Genomic DNA, 15,938 nt, shown 5'->3' with positions numbered 1-15,938 from the left:
AGATCAACAGGGGCCGACATACGGATAATTCAGGAGCGTCCTAGTGCGTGGTCGGCCGCCCCTCCCGGAGCTCACGGACCAGCGAGGAGGCCACGGCCTTGAGGCTGCCGTGATGGGCCTGGGCGACGCGGAGCTGGCGCTGGTAGCTGGCGCCGTGGTCCGCGATCTGCAGGATGTCCTGCAGTTCCTGGGGGCAGCCCAGGTCGGCCGCGACCGGCTCCAGGCGCGGCACCAGTTCGTGCAGGTCCTCGGTGACCAGACGCTCGTCGCCGGCCGCGTTCTGGATGATGATCGCGTCCATGCCGTAGCGGGCCGCCCGCCACTTGTTCTCCCGGACGAACCAGGGCTGCAGGGTGGGCACGGTCCGCCCGGCGTCGAGTTCCCGGGAAAAGTACTCGACCAGGCATTGGGTGAGCGCGGCGATCGCACCGATCTCGCGGGCCGTGGAGATGCCGTCGAACGTGCGTACCTCGATCGTGCCCCATTTTGGCGACGGTCGGATGTCCCAGCGCAGCTCGGACAGCACGTCGATGACGCCGGTATGCGTGAGGTCGTCGACCAGTGACTCGTACTGCGCCCAGTCGGCAAGCTGCGGGGGCAGGCCCGCGGTCGGCAGTTGCTGGAACATCAGCGCCCGGTTGGAGGCGTACCCGGTGGTCTCGCCGGACCAGAACGGGCTGGACGCGCTCAACGCCTGGAAGTGCGGCAGGTAGGTCAGCAGCCCGTCGATGATCGGCAGCACCTTGTCCCGATCGTCCACCGCGACGTGCACGTGGACACCCCAGATCATCATCTGCCGGCCCCACCAGCGCGTGCGGTCGATCAGCGTGGCGTACCGGTCGTTTCCGGGGGTCACCTGCTGCTGGAACCACTGGCTGAACGGGTGGGTCCCCGAGGAGATCAGCTGCACGCCCAGCGGTTCGGCCAGGTGATAGACCGTGTCGACCATCCGGGTCAGATCGTCCACCGCATCGCCGGCCCGGCGGTGCGGCGCGCTGACGATCTCGACCGTGTTGGTCAACAGCTCGCCGGTCACGTGGGGAAAGGCGCTCGCCGGGCCGAGCCGGGACAGCAGTTCCGGTGCCGCCGGGGACAGCTCCCCGCTGCGCCGGTCGACGCAGGCGATCTCCCATTCGATGCCGAGCCGGGACCGCTCGGACGGCGCGAAGTCGATGGTGCCCATCGTCCGATCCTGTCAGCCCGCTCGACCCCGGTGCGCGCGGCCCGGGCACTTGGGGGACGGGCCGGGAATATCCCATCGAGAGATGCGTTGCCGCTGTCACTGGCTCGGCGCCGGTCCAGGCGTCTGATCGGTGGCCGTTCGGGCCTCCCGAGAAAGGAAACCCCATGCGTGCGGTTCAGTTCCAGGAATACGGCGGTCCCGAGGTGCTCGGCGTCGGACAGGCGCCCGAGGTGCATCCGGGTCCCGGCCAGGTGCGGGTCCAGGTGCGGGCCTCCAGCGTGAATCCGTTGGACTGGAAGCTGCGGGCCGGGTACATGGCCCAGGGCAAGCCGTTGACCAGCCCCGGGATCGTCGGCTTCGACGCCTCCGGCGTGGTCGACGAGATCGGGGAAGGCGTCGACGATGTCGCGGTCGGCGACGATGTCTTCGGGCTGGGATCGGCGACGGCGGCCGACCAGGCTCTGCTCGAGGTCTACGCGCGCAAGCCCGCGTCGGTCGACTGGGCCGTCGCCGCGGCCGCGGGGGTGGCGGCCGAGACGTCCATCCGGGCCTTCGACCTGGTCGGTGTGACCGCGGGCAGCACCGTGCTCGTCGACGGCGGGGCAGGCGGCGTCGGTGCGGTCGCGGTGCAGATCGCGGTGGCCCGCGGGGCGACCGTGATCGCCACGGCCGGGCCGGACAATCAGGACTACCTGCGCGAGATCGGCGCCACCGCCGTCGAGTACGGCGCGGGCGTGGCCGATCGCGTCCGGGCCGTGGCCCCCGACGGGGTCGACGCGGTGTTCGACGTCGCCGGCAAGACCCCGGTGGCCGACCTGCTGAGCCTGGTCCGCGAACCGGCTCAGGTGGTCACGATCGCCCGGTTCGACGCCGGTGACTCGGGCATCCAGCTCACCACGGGACGCGCGGCCACCGCCGGGCAGGCGCTGGCGGAGACCGCCGCGCTGCTGGAGAACGGCGCGCTGGTGATCAAGGTGCAGACGTTCCCGTTCAGCCGGGCCGCCGAAGCGCACCAGATCAGCCAGAGCGGGCACGTTCGCGGCAAACTGGTGCTGATTCCCGAGTCCTGACCGTCAAGAGGAGACAACCGTGCCGGTCCCCGGTCAACCCCTGCGCCGTCTGGGATTTCTGACCATCGGTCTGTTCGACCCGGCCGATCCGGCGGCCGGGCACCGGGCCACCCTGGAGGTCATCGAGCTCGGTGAGCAACTGGGGTTCGACAGCGCGTGGCTGCGCCATCGGCATCTGCAGTACGGCATCTCCTCGCCGATCGCGATGATGGCCGCAGCCGGTCAGCGCACCAGCCAGATCGAGCTGGGCACGGCGGTGACGCCACTGGGCTGGGAGAACCCGTTGCGGCTGGCCGAAGATCTGGCCACGGTGGATCTGCTCTCCGGTGGGCGCATCAACCCGGGCATCAGCGTCGGGCCCCCGATGCAGTACGAGCACCTGAAGGCGGCCCTGTACCCGGACACCGCCGAGGTCGAGGATTTCAGCTACACCCGGGTGGAGCGGCTGTTGGCGTTCGTCGAGGGCCGCACCGCGTCCACCTTTGCCGGCCGGCAGGGTTTCGAGGAGTTCTCCGACCGGGTGCAGCCGTACTCACCCGGACTGCGGGCCCGGATGTGGTACGGGGCGGGCAGTTTGCGCTCGGCCCGGTGGGCGGGTGAGCACGTGATGAACCTGCTGTCCAGCAGCGTGGTCTTCGCCGAACCCGGAGGTGCCACCGACTTTGCCGAGATCCAGCGCGAGCAGATCGTGGCCTTCCGGGCGGCCCACCCGGCCGGGCCGTCCGCGCGGGTGTCCCAGGGCCTGGTCGTCATCCCGACCGATTCGGCGACCGCCGAGCAGCGGGCCAAGTACGAGGCGTACGTGCAGGCGCGGACGCCGAGGACAGCCGGCCCGCAGGGCCCCCGCGGCATGCTGTTCGCCCGGGATCTGATCGGCAGCAGTGCCCAGATCGCCGAGCAGCTGTTCGCGCACGCCGGTTTCCGGGAGGTCGACGAGGTGGCCTTCGCCCTGCCGTTCTCGTTCGAACCGGCCGACTACGTGCAGATCCTCACCGATATCGCCACCAGGCTGGGGCCGGCCCTGGGCTGGCGCCCGGCCGCCTGAGCCGGAGCGAGGGAACCGGCCGGTCACCGCCGGCCGGCACAGGACACACAACGGGTCGCGGTGGGCAGCGCCGCCAGCCGCCCGGCGGCAATGGCGCAGCCGCAGCGTTCACAGATGCCGTAGCGCCCGGCGTCGAGGGCAGCCAGGGCCTCGTCGACATCGCGCACGCGCTGCTGGGCCGCCCGGTGCATGCCGTCGATCCGGAACCACTCACCGGACAGTGGCGAGCCTTCGGGGTCGTGCTCGTCGTCATCCGATCGGTCGGCGCGCAGCCGCCGGATCTCCAGCAGCGCCCGGTGGTGCGCCTCCAGCTCGGCCGTCAGCCGCACCCGCAACTGTTCGAGCACCTGCCGGCCGTCCGCATCGGCGGCGGTCACGGGTGCAGCCCGTCGTCCGGCTCGGTCACCCGCCAGCTGTGCAGCGGCACCTGCAGGCCGGCCCGCGTGGGTGCGCAGACGAACGGTCCGGCCGCGGCCGCCAGGTCCGGCGGGAACGGAATGAGCCGGACCAGCTGTGGCGGCCCGCCGCTCACCCCGGCCCGCAGGGTGATGGCATCGCCGTCACGGCTGGCGCGGACGGTGACGCGCCGGTCGGCCCAGTCCGGGACCGGGGCCAACGACCAATCCGAGACACCGTCGGTCACCACCGCCCCGAGCTGAACCGCGCCGTCGGCATACTCGAGCCCGGCCTTGATCCACCGCTGCTCCGAGACGGAGACGAAAAGGCCGGCCTGATCGAACTGTTCGCGGAAGACGGCGGTGAATTCCACCTCCATGGCCGAACCGTTGGCGAACGGCACGACCAGGGCGTGTTCGCTGTCGTGGACGAACCCGTAGGACGCCACCCGCCAGGCGTCACTGCCCTCGACGGCCGTGACCAGCAGGTCGCCGTCGCGCTCGACCACGGCGGCCGGCGCGTGCGTCCACCGACCCGCGGACCAGGGCACCTGGGCCATCCGGACCACCTCCACCGCTGCCGGGCCATCGGTCGGCCACGACCGTCAGGGGACTGTACCCACGACGACCCACTGGCCACTGGCCCACTGGCTACTGACCCCCTCCACGCTAGAAGGCCGCGGCCAGTCTGCGCACGGCTTCGCGCAACTCCTCGGGGGTGCGATCGCCATAGGCCAACCGCAGGTGCCGGGAGGCCTCCCACCGATCCGGTCCGGAGGCGAAGAACTCACCTTGCTGGTAGAGCACGCCGTGGGCGGCCGCCCGGTCGGCCAGGGCGGCGGCATCGACGCGGTCATCGGTCAGCCGCGGCCACAGGAACAACCCGCCCTCCGGGCGGACGGTCCGGAACGCCCCCGGCAGCTCCGCCTCGAGCGCGTCGACGAGCGCGAAAGCCCGTTCCGCGTAGAGCGCGCGGGCCGGTGCCAGCACCCGGTCGAACCAGCCGTCGTCGGTCAGCACCAGGTGCTCGATGAGCGTCTGGGTGACCGTGGAGGAGTGGCCGTCGAGCCGGTTGCGCAACCGGATGACGGGGGGCACCAGCTGCTCGGGCAGGACCAGCCAGCCGACCCGCCACCCCGGACCGAGGGTCTTGGTGAACGTGTTCACCACGATCGCCCGGTCGGACTCGTGGAACGGCCGCAGACCCTGGTCGTCGCCGGCGAAACGGAGCTCCCGGTAGGGGTTGTCGATCAGCAGGTAGAACCCGTACTGCTCGGCCAGGGCGACCAGCGCGCGCCGGCCGTCGGTGGTCAGCGTGCCCTGGGACGGGTTGTGGAAGTCGGGGACGGTGTAGACGGCGCCGATCCGCTCTCCGGCGGCCAGCCGCGCGGCCAGGGCCTCGACGTCCAGCCCGTCACCGTCCACCGGGATGGGCAGCACCGCATCGGTGGCCAGTTCCAGCACCCGCAGGAACAGCGGGAAGATCGGGTCGTCGACGGCGACCGTGGCGCCGCGCTCGACCACGGTCAGCACGGCCAGCGACAGCCCGTGCAGGCCCCCGTTAGTGATGACGACCCGCGCCGGATCGACGCCCTCACGCCGGGCGATCCACTCCCGCAGGCCGGTGAAGCCGGTCGCCGACGAGTACTGCAGCGCCGCAGTCGCGGCCGCCGGATCGGTCCAGAGTTCTGTTGAGACACGGGCGATGTCGGGCACCGGCAGCGCCTCCGGTGCGGGAATGCCGCCCAGCAGCCGGATCGCGTCGGGCCGGGGAACGATCAGCGTCTGGTCGCCGAACCCCCGAGGTTCGCTCAACCGGCGGGAGAGTCGGCTGATCGGGGGAAGTGTCGAAGTCTCGGCGGGGGATGTGGCGGTGGCCGTGCGGGTCTGGGTAATGGTTGTCATGGGGCACCTTCAGGTCGACAGGGGTGCGACAGGAGCCGACCGGCGCCGGGTCGGGACATCCGGTGGGTCGATGCGTCGCTGCGGAGGATGGGGGCTGAACGTCAGAGACGACAGCCGGAACTGGCGACCAGGGCCAGATCAACGTGCCGGCGCTTGGTCGCCCGGAAGGTCGGGCCCACCTGCGCTGCGTTCACGATGCTCTCCGTCGGTGTCGACCCGAGGGTCGTCGTGCTGATCCGGAGGACCGGATCGAGTGATCACCTGGGGCACCCGGTCTTGCGACGTGAGGGTTGCCGAGCAGCAAGTCAGGGCTTGACGCTGCGTCTGGTCACCGATGGGGACTGTAGCCAGCCTCTCGCCGAGGTGTCAACGCGGCGGCTCTCCACGGCCAGCTGATCATCGTCCCGGCATGGTGGCACCGATCAGCCTGCGCCGCAGCACTCCTCGCGACGCTCAGGGCGGTTGTGCGATCGGCCACGGCGGTCGGTGCCGCAGTGATCACGATGGGCTGCAGCACCCGTGGTCGGACCGCTCCGAGCCGCTGTCGCGTCCGGGGGACTCGAGATCCGCGGGCTCCTGGCGGAGCGGCTCCACCGTGGACAGCCGGCAGAAGCAGGAAGCCTGGATCGGCACGTCGGCCACCGCGGCGGCCAGGCGCAGCTGGTGGGCGACGAGCCGGGCCTCGGCGTCCCGGCCGAGCCGGGTCAGACATTCGTGCAGGCCGTGCAAACTCCAGACGTTGCCGGGGTGCTGCAGGGCGCGCGGCAGGGTGTCGTCGATGCCGAGGTCGGCGGTGTAGACATCCAGGGCCCGGGCCACGTGGCCCTGCTCGAGCAGCAGCGCGCCGTAGGCGTGCCGGGTCGGCTGCATCCATCCCCAGGGCTCATCGAAGGGCAGGGCATCCTCCAGGTCGATCGCCCGGCGCAGGTCGGCGAACGCTTGATCGAGATGACCCGCCCGGTAGTTGATCTCGCCGTCCAGCAGGGAGGAGGCTACGCCCAGGATGTCGCGGCAGGTGTTGTTGAACAGCATGCGCTCGGGCGGCACCCGGGCGACCGCCGCCTGCATGCGGACTCTCTCGACTCCGGCCCGCTCGACGTGCCCGGTGGCGGCGAGGGCGACGCCCCGGGCGTAGTGCGTCATCGCGGTCGTCACGCAATACAGATCCCGGTCGTCCGGCAGTGGGAGGGCCAGGATGTCCGGCCACCGACCGAACCGGATCAGCACGTGCACCCGCATGGCCAGGAATCCCTCGAGCCAGTCGGCCATGGGTGGGGACGGAACCCGCAGCAGCTCCGTTGGAATGCACTGCTCCAATTGTTCGGCGGTCTCCAGGGCGACCCGGGACCGGCCCGACAGCATGGCGGCGTAGATGCGGAAGTGATGGTTGTGGGCGCGATACAGCGTGTAGAAGTTCATCGGGCCCGATCTGGCCAGGAACTTCGCGTCGGCCGCGATGCCGCGGCTGTTCGCGGTGATCGCGCCCCGGTAGTCCCCGCACAGCACCTGCAGATGGGACGGCATGTGCTGCAGGTGCCCGGCGTCGGGCACCAGGTCGGGGAGCAGGTCGGCCAGCGCCAGCCCGCGCTCGGGCGTCGCTGACATCTCCACCAGGTGAATGTGCAGGTGCAGCAGGCCCGGATGCTGCCACCCGTCGGGCCGGGCCAGGGCCCGGTCGAGCACGAGCTGGGCCTCGTCGGCGCGGGATCCCGGAGCCGGCTCACCGGTGCGCAGGTCCCACAGCTGCCACGGGGTCAGGTTCATCAGCGCATCGGCGTAGAGAGCGGCGACGTCCGGATCGTCGGCGAAGTCCCGATAGACCAGAGACATCGCCTGGGCGTAGTCGGCGTTCCACACCGCGGTGGGGGCCGCCGGGTCGGGGCCGAGGTGGGCATCGGGATACCGGTGAGCCAGGGCGCCGATCAGGGCGCGCTCCACCGGGAGGGCCCGCCCGGCCAGCTCCTGGGCCCGCTGCACCGCTCGGTGGGTGCGCACGAGGGTGCGGTCCAGGTCGTCCTCGTCGAAAAACTCCCACGGCTTGTTGTAATTCGGCCCGAGGGCGTAGGCGATGCCCCACTGCGCCATGGCGCAGGCCGGGTGGGCGGCCGCGGCGCGTTCAAAGCAGACCACCGCTTCCTCGTGGTTGAAGGCATAGGACCAGATCAATCCGCGGTCGAACCAGGCCGCCGCCTCCGCGCTGTCCGTGCCGATCTCCCGGTGGTAGCGGCCCAAGTCGTACTCGTATCCGGTCACCCGGGCATCGTAGGAGCCGCTGATGACCGCAGCGCCGTCGAGATTCCGGGACGCAGGCGACGAGTCAAGAGCTGGTGACCGGGCCGGCGCTGGGCCCCGCCGTCGAGGGAAGGGAGCGTCTGGTCGCCCCGGCGACGCAATTTCTCGCCGTGAGCTTAGGGTCCGGAGGGTAGGTAGGTCGGCCTGTCAGCTGGTCGCTCGCACCGTACTCGCCGAGCGCGACGGCGCAGGCGTCAAGTCGGGAAGATCCGGCGCGGTCGCGCCGCCCCGGCCGGTGGCCAGCACCGCGGCCAGCAGCCCGGGGAAGCGATGGTCGACGTCGTCCCGGCGCAGTTCGATGGTCCGCCGCCGGCCGTCCGGAATGCTCCAGATCAGCCCGGCCTCGCGCAGGGTGCGCAGGTGGTGCGAGAACGTCGACTTGGGGACGTCGCCTCCGGCCGCCTGGCACTGGGCGACCGACAGCGGTCCCTGGGCGTCGAGTTCCCGGACCAGGTGCAGCCGGGTCGGGTCGCTCAGAGCGAACAGCACCTGCGGCAGGTCGACGTCGACCAGATCCGGGTGGGGCAGGGCCCGCGCGGCGGTGGACATAACAGTTCGACTTTCTTGGAACAATCATCGGGATGGCGCGGTTGCAACCGTTCGATACAACTCGAACAGTAAGCGGATCGGAGCCACAATGACAGGATTGCCGGCCACATCACAGCGAGTGGGGGAGCGCACCGGCCTTTCCGGCGCGGTCCCCACCCTGTCGCGGACTGCGGGCTTCTGGGTGGTGGCCGCGACCGTCACCACTCTGCTGGCCGCCTCCAGCGCGCCGAGCCCGCTCTATCCGGTCTACCAAGCCGCGTTCGGATTCTCCTCGGCCACCCTGACCGCGATCTTCGCCGTCTACGTTCTCGCCCTGCTGCTGAGCCTGCTCACCGTCGGCCGGCTGTCGGACTACGTCGGTCGGCGTCCGGTCCTGGCCGTCGCCCTGATCGTGCAGGCCGCGGCGATGGCCGTCTTCCTCGGCGCCGACGGCGTGAGCGCGCTGGTCGTCGCCCGGATCGTCCAGGGACTGGCCACCGGTGCGGCGGTCGGCGTGCTCGGGGCCTACCTGCTCGACCTGCAGCCCGCCGACGGCTCCCGGCTGGGCTCGCTGGTCAACAGCGTCGCCGCCACCGGCGGTCTCGGCGTCGGCGCGCTGCTGGCCGGTCTGCTGCTGCAGTACGGCCCGCAGCCGACCAGATTGATCTTCGAGATCTTCGTGATCGCCTTCCTGTTGCTGGCCGCCGGCACCGCGTTGCTGCCGGAGACGGTCGGTCGCCGGCCGGGTGCGTGGGCCGCGCTGCGGCCCCGGGTGTCGGTTCCCGTCGCCGCCCGCCGTGCGTTCCTGCGCAGCACCCCCACCCTCGTCTCGACCTGGATGCTGGGTGGGCTGATGCTCTCGGTGGGCGGGTCGCTGCTGGCCACCGTCTTCGATCAGGGCAACCATGCGGTCGTCGGGCTGGTCCTGGGCTCGTTCGCCGGAGCGGCGGCGCTGGCCTCCACCCTGCTCCGAAACCGGACCCCGCAGTTCATGACCAGCCTGGGCACTGGGCTGCTGGTGGCCGGCGCCGGCGCCGTCGCGCTGTCCGTGGTGACGGTGTCCTGGCCGGTGTTCGTGGTCGGGACGGTGGTGGCCGGCGCCGGGTTCGGCCCGGCGTTCCTCGGCGCGTTCCGGTCGGTGAGCCAGCTGGCCAGCGATCACGAGCGTGCGGGACTCATCTCGGCCATCTTCATCGTCAGTTACCTGGCCTTCAGCATCCCGGCGGTGCTCGCCGGGATCCTGATCGCCGTCGTCGGGCTGGCCCCGACCACCTTGGGTTACGCCGGACTGGTCACGGTGGTGGCCGCGGCCACCCTGGTCGATCAGCTGGTGGCGCGCCGACGCGGCTGACATCACCGGGCCCCCGCCGGTCGCCCCACGGGCCCGGCGGGCAGCGGGGTCAGTGGCCGGCGGAGGGCCGCTCGAAGCGGAGCACGGTGGCGTCCTGCCCGAGTTCGTCCCGGGTCCGGCCGAGCGGGGGCAGCGCCCGTTCCAGCGGGGTGGGTGGTTCCTCACCCAGCGGCGGCCGGTCGGACAGGCGGGGCGGCAGTGGCTGGCGGGGTTCCCGGTCGCCGGCGCCGTCGCCGCCGTCCCGGCGCAGCGTCACCACGACGGTGTCCCCGCGGAACCGGACGGCTCCCGCCTCGGGTTCCTGGGCCGCGACCACCCAGCGGGCCGAGGCCTGCAGGGTGCGCAGATCGGCCGGCGGATCGGCGATCACCAGCCGGAAGCCGATCAGGTCGGCCTGGTGCAACGCTCCGGCGACGATGACGGCGTCCAGGTCGGGGATGACGATCCGGTCCGGCAGAGCGTTGTCGGCGACCTTGAGCCGTCCTCGAGCCATCACGACCTCCGGGTGATCCAGTCCTGGCCGCGAGGCTACGCCCGGCCCCCGGGCCGTGGCGGCCCGTGCGCCCAGGGCTGAATTGTCCGGAAGCTGTGGTCCGCCTCCGTCGACCGGACCGACCTGTGGGCGACCGCGCGGATCGATCAGCGCGGATCGATCAGCGCGGATGAACCAGCACCGAATGTGACGGTAGGGACGCGAGTCGACGAGTTGAGCCGTGCCGGCGTAGATGATCCGCGCGGGCCGGGGCGGCCCCTAGGATCAGCGGGCGGCCACCGCCGCCGGTGTCGTGGGGACGCCGGGGTTCCGGCACCCCGACGCGGCCGCGTCCGGAGGTCAGGCGTGCTGGCTGCGATGCGGCGATTCGTGGCCTCGTCCTGGGCCCCCTGGGCCCTGCTCGCCGTCACCATCGTGCTGCACGTGCTGGTCACGCTGGCCGGTAGTGACGCCTTCGCCATGGTCGACCTGAAGGTCTACCTGGAGGGCGCACAGCACCTGACCGACGGCACGCTCTACGACTTCTTCTCCGAGCCGCTGCATCTGCCGTTCACCTACCCCACCTTTTCGGCGATCATCTTCACGCCGATGACCTGGCTGCCGTGGACCGTCCTGCGGGTGCTCTGGCAGGCGGCCTCGTTCGGCGCGATCGGCCTGATCGCCTACGCCACCCTGCGGCTGCTGGGCCGGGCCGGACCCAAGGCGCCGCAGCCGCTGGAGCATGTCCGCGGGATCGTCGTCACCATCACCGCGTTGGGCCTGTGGCTGGAACCGGTGCGCACCACTTTCAACTACGGCCAGATCAACCTGTTCCTGTGCGCGCTGCTGCTCGCCGGGGCGGTGGCCAGCAAGGAATGGTTGGCCGGCGCGTCGGTTGGGCTGGCCGCCGGGGTGAAGCTGACCCCGGCCATCACCGGGCTGTACTACCTGCTGCAGCGCCGGTGGTCGGCCGTCGCCTGGTCGGTCGTCTTCTTCGCCGGCACCGTGTTGCTCGGGCTGGCGCTGGTGCCCTCGGAGACGGTCCGGTTCTTCACCGCGCTGATGTTCGACCCGGCCCGGACCGGCCCGGTGTGGTCGGCCATCAACCAGTCGCTGCGCGGGGCGATCGCCCGGCTCGCCGGCCAGGACCTGACCACGCTGTGGCTGGTGACCGCCGTGCTCGCGGCGGCGCTGGGCCTGTGGGCGGCGTGGGCGTGCCTGCGGGTCGGCGACCGGACCGCGGGGTTGCTGGCCGTACAGATCACCGGGCTGCTGATCTCGCCCATCTCCTGGTCGCACCACTGGGTCTGGGTGTTGCCACTGCTGCTGTGGTGCCTGTTCGGCCCCCGGCAGCGGGTGCCGGCGGTCCGCGGCCTGGCCATCGTCTGGTTCATCGCCACCTGCAGTTATGTGGTCAGCCTGCTGATCGCCCTGCAGTACATCGACCAGCCCGCGTCGCGCCCGGGCTGGCAGTCCGCCCTGGGCGTGGTCTACCCGTTGCTCGGCGTCATCACGCTGGTCGTGCTCGGGGTGCTGGCCATCCGGACGACGGCGCCGAGCGGGCCGAACTCCTCCGATCCCGTCACCCCGCCGGACACGGAGTCGACCCGCTCGGCCTGATCCGCCCCGGCGATGCTCGATGGTGGCCCGGTCCGCTCGGCCAACTACGATGGAATCGACACGGGAGTCCGGTGCGCCGGGCTGAGAGCGGGACGCGCCAGTCCCGGACCGTCGTACCTGATCCGGGTCATGCCGGCGAAGGGACGTCCTGTCCGCTCTCCTCTCGAGCCGCTGGTCGGCTTCCGCGTCGCACGCGTCGGGGAATTGATCCGGCCGGGATCGTCGACCTATTAGGGGTGGTCGACGCTCCCGGCCGGAGCGTGCTGCGCCGTTCGTCCGCCGTTCGCCCGCGTGTCGTCCGGTGTTGGGCCCGTGGTTGGCCCGGCCGGAGACCACCCGTCATAGGCTGTGCGGTCGTGATCCCGCTGCGCGCCACGATGCTCATCGACGCGCCGGTGGAACAGGTCTGCGCGATCCTGGCCCGATCCGACATCTGGACCCGGACGGCCCGCGCGCTCGGCGCCCGCGCCCAGGTCACTGGCCGGGACGGCGCGTCGTTCGCGCCGCTCGCCGACGGCGACCGCATCGCGATCACCGGGCCGCGAACCGGATCGTTCACCGTCGTGGTCGACCTGGACCCCGTGGCGCAGGACGACTCCCGGCTGATCCCGCCGTTGCTGCGGCTGACCGGTCCGAGCGGGCCAGTGGGCGCCGCCACGATCCGGCTGTTCGTGGCCGACACCCCGGCCGGCGCCCTGGTCACCGTCGACGTGGACCTGCAGCCCGGATCCCGACGGGCCCGGTTCCTGCTGGCCTGGCCGAACCTGCGTCGCCGGGTGCTGCGCGGCGAGCAGACCCTGCTGGGCATCGCCGCGTTGGCCGCCGACGAGGTCCAGGTGGTGGTGGCCGGTGCGATCGTCGCTGGCGGCCGGGTACTCGCCGCCCGCCGCAGCGCCCCGGCCTCGCTGGCCGGCCGGTGGGAGCTGCCGGGCGGCAAGGTCGATCCGGGCGAATCCGACGCGGCCGCCCTGACCCGCGAGCTGCGGGAGGAACTGGGCGTCGAGGTCGAGGTCGGCGAGCAGATCGGCCCGGATGTCGCGCTCGGGCCGCGCCGGGTGCTGCGCTGCCTGCGGGCGCGCCTGCTCGATCCGACGCGCCCGATCGAGCCCACCGAACACGACCAGGTGCGCTGGTTGACCGCCGACGAACTCGACGAACCGGACTGGCTGGACGCGGACGACGAGCTGCTGCCGCATCTGCGCACGGCGTTGGCCGCTCGCGGTCACGATTAACCAAGTTGGAATACGCCGATCGAGTCAGGCGTGGCACGATGCGGTCATGTCAACGGCCGCTCACAAGGCCGGGTCCGCCGCTCGTCAGGAGTAGATCTTGTCGTTCTTCGAGAAGTTCCGCGTACGTCCTATGCTCGCCGGCGGTGCCGCGCTGGCAATCGTGCTGGCCACGGCGGCCTGCGGAGCCAGTACCACGCCCCCCGGAAGCACCACCGCGGCCTCGTCGGCCGGGTCGGCCGCGTCGTCCGGAGCCGCCACGTCCGGAGCTGAAGCCGAGAGCGTCCCCACCCCGCTGAACCTGAACCTGGCCAAGGTTGACTCGCTCAACGCGATGCTGCCGGACAAGTTCAAGCAGTCCGGCACGATCATCGTGGCGACCGACCCGACATACCCGCCCAACGAATTCCTGCCCGAGGGCTCGAACACCCCCGTGGGCATGGACATCGACCTGATCAACGCGGTGGGCCAGGTGCTGGGGCTGACCGTCACCGTCGAGCCGGCCAGCTTCGACGGCATCATCGCGGGCCTGAACGCGGGCCGCTACGACGTCGGCATCTCCTCGTTCACCGACACCAAGGAACGCGAGCAGTCGGTCAACTTCGTCACCTACTTCACCGCGGGCACCTCGATCATGGTGCCGGCCGGCAACCCGAAGAACATCCAGTCGGCGACCGACCTGTGCGGGCTGCCGGTCGGCGCGCAGAACGGCACCACCCAGCTGGACCAGCTGACCGACGCGACCGTCGAGGGCTCCGTGGTCAAGGCGTGCCAGGACGCGGGTAAGGAGCCGCCGGTGGCGCAGGGCTTCCCGAAGCAGACCGACGTGAATGCGGCACTGGTGGCCGGCCGGATCGACGCCTACATGGCCGACTCGCCGGTCGTCGACTACGCCGTGAAGGTCACCGGGGACCGGTTCCAGAAGGTCGGCGGCGACGAGGGCGCCGCGCCCTACGGCATCGCCATCCCGAAGGAGCCGGCGGAGCTGACCCCGGCCATCCAGGCCGCGATGCAGCACCTGATCGACACCGGTGCCTACACCAAGATCCTGGACAACTGGGGTCTGACGGGCGGGGCCGTCACCACCTCGCAGATCAACGGCGCGATCTACTGACCGCCCGGCCGTGACCACCACCGAGGACCCCACGGTCCCACCCCGTGACGCGCCCGTCCCGATCAAGGCCATTCCGCAGCGGCACCCGTGGCGGTGGGTCTCGGCCGTCGTGCTGCTGGTGCTGGCGGCCATGCTGGTCAACAGCCTGCTCACCAACCCGGCCTGGGACTGGCCGACGGTCTGGCAGTACCTGTTCTCGCCCCAGGTGCTGCGGGGCCTGTGGCTGACCGTGTGGGTGACGGTCGCCGCGATGGTGATCGGCATCGTGCTCGGGGTGATTCTGGCCGTGATGCGCCTGTCACCCAATCCGATCGTCAACGGGGTGGCGTGGATCTACATCTGGTTCTTCCGCGGAACCCCGGTGCTGGTCCAGATCATCTTCTGGGTGTTCCTGGGCCAGCTCTACAAGTACATCAGCCTGGGCATCCCGTTCGGGCCACAGTTCCTGTACTTCAACACCACCGAGCTGATCCCGGTGCTGGTCGGCGGGCTGCTCGCGCTCGGGCTGAACGAGGCCGCATACATGGCCGAGATCGTCCGGGCCGGCATCTCCTCGGTGGACTCAGGGCAGACCGAGGCGGCCGAGGCCCTGGGCATGACCCGGCTCAAGGTGATGCGCCGGATCGTGCTGCCGCAGGCGATGCGGATCATCGTCCCGCCGACCGGTAACGAGACCATCTCGATGCTCAAGACCACCTCACTGCTGTCGGTGGCCGCGATTCTCGAGCTGTTCGGGACCGTCCAGCTGATCTACGGCAGCAACTACAAGCAGATCCCGCTGCTGGTGGTGGCCTCGATCTGGTACCTGGTCTTCACCTCGGTGATGTCGGTGGGCCAGTACTTCCTGGAGAAGCGGTTCGGGCGGGGCACGTCGCCGGTCGGCCGAGCCAAACAGAAGGCGAACCTGCAGGCGCGTCGGGAGGGGCCGTCATGACCACGGAACAGGTGGCCGCGGACAGCGCCGTGCCGCTGGTGGTGGCCGAACAGGTGCACAAGCGGTTCGGCAGCCTGGAGGTGCTCAAGGGCATCGACATGCAGGTCATGCCGGGGGAGGTCGCGTGCCTGCTCGGGCCGTCGGGCTCGGGCAAGTCGACCTTCCTACGGTGCATCAATCACCTGGAGAAGATCGACGGCGGCCGGCTGTCGGTGAACGGCCATCTGGTCGGCTACCGGCAGAAGGGCGACAAGCTCTACGAGCTCAAGGACGGCGAGGTCGCCCAACGCCGTCGGGACATCGGCATGGTGTTCCAGCGGTTCAACCTGTTCCCGCACATGACCGCGCTGCGCAACGTCATGGAGGCCCCGGTGCAGGTGCTGGGTCGCAACCGGAAGCAGGCCAAGGACGAGGCACTGACCCTGCTCGATCGGGTCGGGCTGGGGGACCGCAGCGACCACTACCCCTCCCAGCTCTCCGGCGGGCAGCAGCAACGGGTAGCCATCGCCCGGGCGCTGGCCATGCATCCGCAGCTGATGCTGTTCGACGAGCCGACATCCGCGCTGGATCCCGAGCTGGTCGGCGAGGTGCTCGACGTCATGCGTGACCTGGCCGCCGGCGGCATGACGATGATCGTGGTGACTCACGAGATCGGCTTCGCCCGCGAGGTCGGGGACACCCTGACGTTCATGGATCAGGGCGTCGTCGTCGAATCGGGCGCCCCCAAGGAGGTCATCGCCAACCCGCAGCACCCGCGGACCCGGGACTTCCTGTCCAAGGTGCTGTAGGTCCCCCTGAGC

15 protein-coding genes and 2 riboswitches are annotated in these 15,938 nt (G+C 70.9%); of the genes, 8 read left to right on the top strand and 7 right to left on the bottom strand.

The window, feature by feature from the left end; all coding sequences use genetic code 11:
- Positions 1-40: 40 nt before the first annotated feature.
- Positions 41-1,183, bottom strand: a complete 1,143-nt coding sequence (locus NAMU_RS21495) for a glutamate--cysteine ligase (RefSeq protein ID WP_015749445.1) — start codon at positions 1,181-1,183, stop codon at positions 41-43.
- A gap of 164 nt (positions 1,184-1,347) precedes the next feature.
- Between NAMU_RS21495 and NAMU_RS21490 the strand changes: the two genes are divergently transcribed.
- The gene (locus NAMU_RS21490) at positions 1,348-2,253 is read left to right on the top strand and encodes an NADP-dependent oxidoreductase (RefSeq protein ID WP_015749444.1); all 906 of its coding nucleotides are present in this window, start codon (positions 1,348-1,350) and stop codon (positions 2,251-2,253) included.
- A 19-nt stretch (positions 2,254-2,272) separates the two neighbouring features.
- Positions 2,273-3,298 carry an LLM class flavin-dependent oxidoreductase gene (locus NAMU_RS21485; RefSeq protein WP_015749443.1) on the top strand — a complete coding sequence of 342 codons (1,026 nt, stop codon included), beginning with the start codon at positions 2,273-2,275 and terminating at the stop codon, positions 3,296-3,298.
- Between the two features lie 23 nt (positions 3,299-3,321).
- Here the strand turns inward: NAMU_RS21485 and NAMU_RS29510 are convergent, their stop codons facing one another.
- From NAMU_RS29510 to NAMU_RS21460, 5 genes are all read right to left on the bottom strand, one after another.
- Positions 3,322-3,675 (bottom strand): TraR/DksA family transcriptional regulator, encoded by a 354-nt coding sequence (locus NAMU_RS29510; protein WP_015749442.1) that lies wholly within the window; start codon positions 3,673-3,675, stop codon positions 3,322-3,324.
- Positions 3,672-4,253 carry a DUF1349 domain-containing protein gene (locus NAMU_RS21475; RefSeq protein WP_015749441.1) on the bottom strand — a complete coding sequence of 194 codons (582 nt, stop codon included), beginning with the start codon at positions 4,251-4,253 and terminating at the stop codon, positions 3,672-3,674. The genes NAMU_RS29510 and NAMU_RS21475 overlap by 4 nt, the downstream gene beginning before the upstream one ends.
- A gap of 109 nt (positions 4,254-4,362) precedes the next feature.
- Positions 4,363-5,508, bottom strand: coding sequence for an aminotransferase-like domain-containing protein (locus NAMU_RS21470; protein ID WP_217180556.1), 1,146 nt, complete (start codon positions 5,506-5,508; stop codon positions 4,363-4,365).
- Positions 5,509-5,821: 313 nt separating this feature from the next.
- Positions 5,822-5,931: riboswitch (SAM riboswitch) on the bottom strand.
- Between the two features lie 165 nt (positions 5,932-6,096).
- Positions 6,097-7,851, bottom strand: a complete 1,755-nt coding sequence (locus NAMU_RS21465) for a hypothetical protein (RefSeq protein ID WP_015749439.1) — start codon at positions 7,849-7,851, stop codon at positions 6,097-6,099.
- Between the two features lie 186 nt (positions 7,852-8,037).
- Entirely contained in the window at positions 8,038-8,439 is a 402-nt protein-coding gene (locus NAMU_RS21460) for an ArsR/SmtB family transcription factor (protein ID WP_015749438.1), read from the bottom strand.
- A gap of 118 nt (positions 8,440-8,557) precedes the next feature.
- On the opposite strand from NAMU_RS21460, the gene NAMU_RS21455 reads away from it, so the two are divergent.
- The gene (locus NAMU_RS21455; protein WP_041369265.1) at positions 8,558-9,769 is read left to right on the top strand and encodes an MFS transporter; all 1,212 of its coding nucleotides are present in this window, start codon (positions 8,558-8,560) and stop codon (positions 9,767-9,769) included.
- A gap of 49 nt (positions 9,770-9,818) precedes the next feature.
- On the opposite strand, the gene NAMU_RS21450 is transcribed toward NAMU_RS21455, so the two are convergent.
- Positions 9,819-10,262: a hypothetical protein gene (locus NAMU_RS21450; RefSeq protein ID WP_015749436.1), complete on the bottom strand. Its 444-nt coding sequence runs from the start codon at positions 10,260-10,262 to the stop codon at positions 9,819-9,821.
- A gap of 345 nt (positions 10,263-10,607) precedes the next feature.
- Here NAMU_RS21450 and NAMU_RS21445 point away from each other — a divergent pair, with 345 nt between their 5' ends.
- The 5 genes from NAMU_RS21445 (at position 10,608) to NAMU_RS21425 (ending at position 15,926) form a co-directional block, all read left to right on the top strand.
- On the top strand, positions 10,608-11,861 hold the full coding sequence (locus NAMU_RS21445; protein ID WP_015749435.1) for a mannosyltransferase: 1,254 nt from the start codon (positions 10,608-10,610) through the stop codon (positions 11,859-11,861).
- A gap of 50 nt (positions 11,862-11,911) precedes the next feature.
- Positions 11,912-12,023, top strand: a riboswitch (TPP riboswitch).
- Positions 12,024-12,217: 194 nt separating this feature from the next.
- On the top strand, positions 12,218-13,093 hold the full coding sequence (locus NAMU_RS28955) for a (deoxy)nucleoside triphosphate pyrophosphohydrolase (protein ID WP_015749434.1): 876 nt from the start codon (positions 12,218-12,220) through the stop codon (positions 13,091-13,093).
- A gap of 97 nt (positions 13,094-13,190) precedes the next feature.
- Entirely contained in the window at positions 13,191-14,204 is a 1,014-nt protein-coding gene (locus tag NAMU_RS21435) for an ABC transporter substrate-binding protein (RefSeq protein WP_015749433.1), read from the top strand.
- A 10-nt stretch (positions 14,205-14,214) separates the two neighbouring features.
- The gene (locus tag NAMU_RS21430) at positions 14,215-15,138 is read left to right on the top strand and encodes an amino acid ABC transporter permease (RefSeq protein WP_015749432.1); all 924 of its coding nucleotides are present in this window, start codon (positions 14,215-14,217) and stop codon (positions 15,136-15,138) included.
- Complete coding sequence (locus tag NAMU_RS21425; RefSeq protein ID WP_015749431.1) at positions 15,135-15,926, top strand: amino acid ABC transporter ATP-binding protein; 792 nt, start codon at positions 15,135-15,137, stop codon at positions 15,924-15,926. Before NAMU_RS21430 ends, NAMU_RS21425 begins: the two co-directional genes overlap by 4 nt.
- Positions 15,927-15,938 lie beyond the last annotated feature (12 nt).

Origin of the sequence: Nakamurella multipartita DSM 44233, assembly GCF_000024365.1 — a bacterium.
GTDB lineage: Bacteria > Actinomycetota > Actinomycetes > Mycobacteriales > Nakamurellaceae > Nakamurella > Nakamurella multipartita.
Note: the sequence above shows the minus strand (reverse complement) of the source record. Positions and strands in the feature narration are given on the sequence as shown.

What these genes read in the sequence shown, in the direction of transcription:
- NAMU_RS21460 (WP_015749438.1), bottom strand. Translation starts at nt 8,439, where the DNA reads ATGTCCACCGCCGCGCGGGCCCTGCCCCACCCGGATCTGGTCGACGTC.
- NAMU_RS21495 (WP_015749445.1), bottom strand. Translation starts at nt 1,183, where the DNA reads ATGGGCACCATCGACTTCGCGCCGTCCGAGCGGTCCCGGCTCGGCATC.
- NAMU_RS21475 (WP_015749441.1), bottom strand. Translation starts at nt 4,253, where the DNA reads ATGGCCCAGGTGCCCTGGTCCGCGGGTCGGTGGACGCACGCGCCGGCC.
- NAMU_RS21450 (WP_015749436.1), bottom strand. Translation starts at nt 10,262, where the DNA reads ATGGCTCGAGGACGGCTCAAGGTCGCCGACAACGCTCTGCCGGACCGG.
- NAMU_RS21425 (WP_015749431.1), top strand. Translation starts at nt 15,135, where the DNA reads ATGACCACGGAACAGGTGGCCGCGGACAGCGCCGTGCCGCTGGTGGTG.
- NAMU_RS21490 (WP_015749444.1), top strand. Translation starts at nt 1,348, where the DNA reads ATGCGTGCGGTTCAGTTCCAGGAATACGGCGGTCCCGAGGTGCTCGGC.